Source organism: Bacteroides sp. ET225 (assembly GCF_024733745.1).
In the GTDB taxonomy this organism is placed as follows: Bacteria; Bacteroidota; Bacteroidia; order Bacteroidales; family Bacteroidaceae; genus Phocaeicola; species Phocaeicola excrementipullorum.
The window spans coordinates 1-5,744 of record NZ_JANRHN010000064.1; the positions used below are offsets into that span (position 1 = coordinate 1).

3 protein-coding genes are annotated in these 5,744 nt (G+C 46.5%); 1 reads left to right on the plus strand and 2 read right to left on the minus strand.

Annotated features, from left to right (window positions below; all coding sequences use genetic code 11):
* Positions 1-25 precede the first annotated feature (25 nt).
* Entirely contained in the window at positions 26-2,188 is a 2,163-nt protein-coding gene (locus NW212_RS14990; protein ID WP_258339420.1) for a S46 family peptidase, read from the minus strand.
* 102 nt (positions 2,189-2,290) lie between these two features.
* Positions 2,291-4,468 (minus strand): S46 family peptidase, encoded by a 2,178-nt coding sequence (locus NW212_RS14995; RefSeq protein WP_258339421.1) that lies wholly within the window; start codon positions 4,466-4,468, stop codon positions 2,291-2,293.
* Between the two features lie 200 nt (positions 4,469-4,668).
* Between NW212_RS14995 and NW212_RS15000 the strand changes: the two genes are divergently transcribed.
* Positions 4,669-5,349, plus strand: coding sequence for a DUF4369 domain-containing protein (locus NW212_RS15000; RefSeq protein ID WP_258339422.1), 681 nt, complete (start codon positions 4,669-4,671; stop codon positions 5,347-5,349).
* Positions 5,350-5,744: the final 395 nt, after the last annotated feature.

A 5,744-nucleotide genomic window follows, 5' to 3' on the forward strand; every position in this document is an offset into this window, starting at 1 on the left:
AAGGATTGTCCGCAGCCCAAGAGAATCAATGAACAATGGTCATTTCATCTATCAGATGCGATGCTCCGGCATACTTGTCAATAATGAACAAGGTATAGCGGATGTCTACACATGCGGCACGCTGCAACTGGGGATTATAGGCGATATCTCCCGTAAGCCCTTCATAGTTGCGGTCGAAGGCCGTACCGATCAGTTCACCCTTCGCATTGAATACCGGTGAGCCGGAATTTCCGCCCGTATTGTCCGTTGCCGTCACGAAGCATACAGGCATCCGTCCGTCGGACATGGCATACGGACCGAAATCCTTTTCTTCGTAAAGTTTCTTCAGGCGGGCAGGAACCACAAACTCCGGATTGTCGGGATCTTCCTTCTCCATTACACCTTCCAGCGTTGTAAAGTACAGATACTCTTTCGCGTCAGCCGGCTCGTAAGACCCGATCTTGCCGTAAGTCAGCCTCAGCGTAGAATTGGCGTCCGGATAAACCGGCTCATGCTTTTTCCGCTTCAGTTCAACCATACCCGCTACCCATGTCTTATGCGCGCGATTGTACGCATCGGTTTCCTCTTTCATCGCATTGCTTGTATGCTCATACCCCTCCTTGACCGAACGGGCATACTGCACCATCAAATCGTTCGCCAATGTTTCTGCATCCGGGTTCTTCAAGAATGCTTTCAAGGCCTCACGGCTGCGGAATATGGAAGTATCGAAGCAAGCATCCACAAACGCATCCACATTTCCCCCAAACCGGGCATCAATCACCTTAAATATACTGATCCGCTGGTCAGAAGGTATCAGTCGGGCATAAAGCGCAATCAAACGTTTGGACACTTTCCGGTCGACAGAGAGATTGTAGTCCTTGTTGAAGAACTTGTTTCCCTCTTTTCCCAGCCCCTTTACAGCCTCTGCTATCTCCTTTGAATTTCCATTCTTCAGGGCTTTGAGCAGAGCGTCCGTATCCGGCACCTTGTAAAATTCCGTTCCCAGCATCAGAGCTTCATAGATGGCCTGCTGATGATAAACGTAAGGAAAGCGTTTCTTCACAATCTTACGGATGCTTTCGTAAGCCTCGTTCCATGCCGCATTTCCTGTTTCTCGTCCGTAAGCCAGCAGTTCTTCCTGCTGCTTTTTCTTCTTGTCAAGCACTTTCAGCTTCACCAGCCCTTCGTTCATCCCAATTGCATTCTTCCAGTAATTTGCCGAAGAAGCATACTTGGCCGCATATTGGATGCGCGTCCTGTCATCCTTCCGCATCTCCTCGCCCAAAGTCCGCAGACGTACCCCGCGGATTGTATCGCGCATGAAATTGGTCGTGTTCATCCGCTCTTCCACTTCATCGCTGATCATGTATCTCCAGTTCTTTCCAGGAAATCCCATCACAAAAGTAAAATCGCCCTCTTTCACTCCTTGCATGTTTATCGAAAGGTGCTTCTTCACTTTCAAAGGCACATTCTCTGCATTGTAGACAGCCGGCTTCCCGTCTTTCGAGGCATAAATACGGAACATCGAAAAATCGCCGCAATGACGCGGCCACATCCAGTTGTCCGTATCGGCGCCAAACTTGCCGATGGAAGACGGAGGCGCGCCAACCATACGTACATCTTTGTATGCGGTTTTAACAAACAGATAATACTTGTTCGCCCCGTAAAACGGTTTCAGCTCCAATGTCGTAAATTCATCGGTTGCAATCCGCTCCTTGTCGGCAAAACGTTTTGCGACCTTCTCCAGATACGAAGGCGACAGATAATTTGTTCCGTCCGGATCCTCATCTTTTTTCAGCTGCTCCTCTACGTAAGAAGTCACATCCAGAATCCGGTCGATGAATGTCACGCTCAACCCCTCACACGGCAGTTCCTGCTCACGTGTCATGGCCCAGAACCCGTCGGTCAGGTAATCATGCTCCACCGAACTGTGCTGCTGGATGTATCCATAACCACAATGGTGATTGGTCAGCACCAGTCCTTCAGATGAAATCACCTCTCCCGTGCAGCCTCCTCCAAAGTGTACCACAGCATCCTTCAGGCTCACATTCTCTGGACAATATACTTTGTCAATGCTGATATCCAGCCCCAAATCCTGCATGACGGCAGCATTCTGCTGTTTCAAATCAGTCAGCATCCACATTCCCTCATCAGCTTGCCCCGCAAGGACAAAAGCTGAAAACAGAAACAAGAAACAAGTTTTCTTCATGGCATAAAGTTTATCTGATAAAATAAATGAACAAAGAGGGCATGCCGTTTCATACAGTCTTCACATGACACACCCTCTCTGCACTAAAGAATGAACAAGAAACTACTCAACGATAGTCATTTCGTCAATCAAGTTCTTGCATCCTCCCAGCTTCTCAACAATAAACAGCACATAACGGATATCTACAGCAATGCAACGCTGCAAGTTATTGTCGAAATTAATGTCGCCTGAAAGCGATTCCCAATTGCCGTCGAACGCAGCACCGATAAGCTCGCCGTTTCCGTTCATTACCGGAGAGCCCGAATTGCCGCCTGTAATATCGTTGGTAGTCAGGAAACAAGCCGGCATCTCGCCGTTAGGAAGCGCATAACGTCCGTAATTCTTTGCCGCATACAGTTCCTTCAGCTTTTCAGGAACCACAAACTCCGGATTTTTCGGGTCTTCTTTTTCCATCACGCCCTTCAACGTGGTATAATATTTATAATGGATACCGTCCTTGGGATCGTACGACTTCACATTTCCATACGTAAGACGGATCGTAAAGTTTGCGTCCGGAGCCTTTGGAGTCGGAGCATACATTTCACACAGTCCGCGCACATAAGTTTTATGAAGCAGATCAATGTCACCGCTCGCCTTTCCTATTCTGCCAGCAATTTCACCATATTTATTGCCTACAGTTTCAGCGTACTGTACGGCCAAGTCTTTTTCAAGCGCTTCTACTGTAGGGTTAGCCATAAAGGCGTTGAAGTTTTTCTCGTTCGCAAAAATCGTATTGTTGTAAAGCGCATCAATATAAGCGTTGAAATCGCCCTTGAACTCATCCTTTATGGTTCCATAAAAGGCAGGAAGCGCATCAGCAGGCACACTGGCCATATACAGCGGGATCAGTATCTTAGCCACCTTGCGGTCTACCTCATGATCATAATCCTTATTGTGAATCTCCGCATAAGTTTCCTTCAACCCGTCGAGAGCCTTTTCGATATCTTTCTTCTTGTTCTTGTCCAGAGCCTTGGCCAAAGCTTCAACACTGCTGTTCACCGCAGTATATCCGGCAAATTCAATTCCGCTCCGGAATGTTTCGGAGAAATAAGTCATCTGCGTCTGCAAAGGAGCGATCCGGGCAACATAATCATTAATTTTGCTTACAACAGCCTTATAGTCCTCATTCTGCTTCTTTTCGGCAAACTCCAGGAACTTCATTTCCTGTTCGGCTTTCGCATCAAGCACCTTATTGTCAACAATCGCCTTGTTCATGCCTATCGAATTCTTCCAATAGTTGCTTGACGAAGCGAACTTGCTGGCGTACTGGATACGGATTTTATCGCTGGCAGCCATCTCTTTACGCAAAACGCCCAAACGCGCTTCTCTTACTGTAATCCGCGGTATATTCGTACCGTCCATCCGCAAACGCACTTCGCTTTCCGTCAAATAACGGCTTGTGCTTCCGGGGAATCCCATAATCATGGCATAGTCGCCTTCCTGCAGTCCCTTCAGCGAAATAGTCAGGTATTTCTTCACCTTGAGCGGCACGTTCGTTTCCTTATATTCCTCAGTCGGGTTTCCGTCTTTGTCTGCATAGATGCGGAACATGGAAAAATCGCATGTATGGCGCGGCCACATCCAGTTGTCGGTTTCGCCTCCGAACTTGCCTATCGATGAAGGAGGAGCGGCAACCATACGCACGTCGCTGTATGTCTTGATAAAGAAGAGATAATATTTGTTGCCCGCATAAAACGGCAAGGCCAGGGCAGAAATTCCCGGCTTGCCTTTCAAGTCACTTTTCTTCAATTGCTTGTCGGCAAGTTCTTTCAGGTATTTTGTTCCAAAAGATTCTGCTTCGGTCACCTTCTTTTTCTTTATGTCTTCGTTCACCAGATCGGTTACATCCACAATCCGCTCCACAAACTTGAACGTCAGTCCCGGCGTAGGCAGTTCTTCCTGATAACTCTTTGCCCAGAATCCGTTTGTCAGATAATCGTGGTCTACCGAACTGTGCTGCTGGATTGCATCATACCCACAATGGTGGTTTGTCAGAATCAGTCCGTTAGGTGAAATAATTTCACCCGTACATCCACGTCCGAAGATGCCGACGGCATCCTTCAAAGTCACCTTATCCGCGCTGTAGATATCAGTGACATCCATTTTCATCCCCTGAGCCTTCATCCGGTCTGCCAGATTCTGTTCCTGCATAAGCTGGAGCAGCCACATGCCCTCATCGGCCTTTACCGGAGAGAATACGGCACAAATCAGTGCCATTGCCAATACTTTAAATTTTTTCATCTTTATAACAAATTGCAATTAATAATTTAAGTCTTGCATCCCACAAAGGGCTGCACAAAAATAGTAAAAAAAAAGCACACAAGAACGTTTCTTAACCGCAAAAGGGTAATAAACCACTATCTATGTATAAATTTTGATAATTTATTTCTATCCGTTCCCGAAACATCTTACCTTTGCCTCAGAATTTAAACGGTTTACGCATGTATAAACTTTATTTTTTTCTGTTCTGCGCACTTATATGCGCTTCTTGCAGCAAGAAATACAAGATAGAGGGGACTTCTTCTGTATCAGTGTTAGACGGTAAGATGCTTTTCATCAAAGTGCAGTCGGGGGACAAAGTTGTAAACATAGATTCAGCCGAAGTCATTCACGGACTCTTCAAGATGAAAGGAAAAGTGGACTCTACAGTCTTGGCGTCCCTATATATGGACGAAGACTGCATCATGCCGGTTGTCATAGAACCCGGAAACATTGACATTCAGATAGACAATGCGGGAATTGTGATCAAGGGAACTCCACTGAACAACAGCTTCAACGAGTTTATCATGAAAAAGAACTCGCTCGATGACCGCTTTTATGAAGTGAACCACGAAGAAAGCCGGATGATTATGGACGGGAAAAGCCTTGAAGAAGTTCATAACGCAATTGACGGAAAGCGCAAAGCCCTTACAGAAGAGATGAACCAACTGACCAAAGGCTTCATAAAAGACAATTATGACAATGTGTTGGGTCCCGGTTTGTTCATCATGATAGGCTACAGCCTGCCTTATCCGATGCTTACCCCGCTCATGAAAGAAATCATCGACGGCGCTCCGGAAAAGTTCACCAATGATTTCAGAGTTAAGGCCTACATCGACGCTGCGGAAGCGCATATGAAGTAGACAAAACAGATGGGAGCGCAAGCCGCCGCACAGACTTCCATTATCGCATTGAAAGAATGGCCGTTAATCAGTATTGCGCTTATTCTTTCACGTCATTGCCTTTGCAAGGGCAAACGGGTTGCATGACTATTTGAATGGAAGCAAACACGAAAAGCATTATAGACGCAGGAAGTGTCGCAACAAAAGATACTCTTCCCAGTGTTCCGTCAGGAGGGCAATCCATGCTGCGTCATACGCAACACGGACGCAGAAAAATGAAAAGATATTTGAGGATGTGTCGTGTGCGTCAGAAAGGACTAAAAACAGAAACCCAACAGGAGAGATACAATCAAAGTCCATAAATCTTTCTCCTGTTGGGTTTCGCATGCTTTTCCGATTTCGGTCAAGACATATGA

What these genes read in the sequence shown, in the direction of transcription:
- NW212_RS14990 (WP_258339420.1), bottom strand. Translation starts at nt 2,188, where the DNA reads ATGAAGAAAACTTGTTTCTTGTTTCTGTTTTCAGCTTTTGTCCTTGCG.
- NW212_RS14995 (WP_258339421.1), bottom strand. Translation starts at nt 4,468, where the DNA reads ATGAAAAAATTTAAAGTATTGGCAATGGCACTGATTTGTGCCGTATTC.
- NW212_RS15000 (WP_258339422.1), top strand. Translation starts at nt 4,669, where the DNA reads ATGTATAAACTTTATTTTTTTCTGTTCTGCGCACTTATATGCGCTTCT.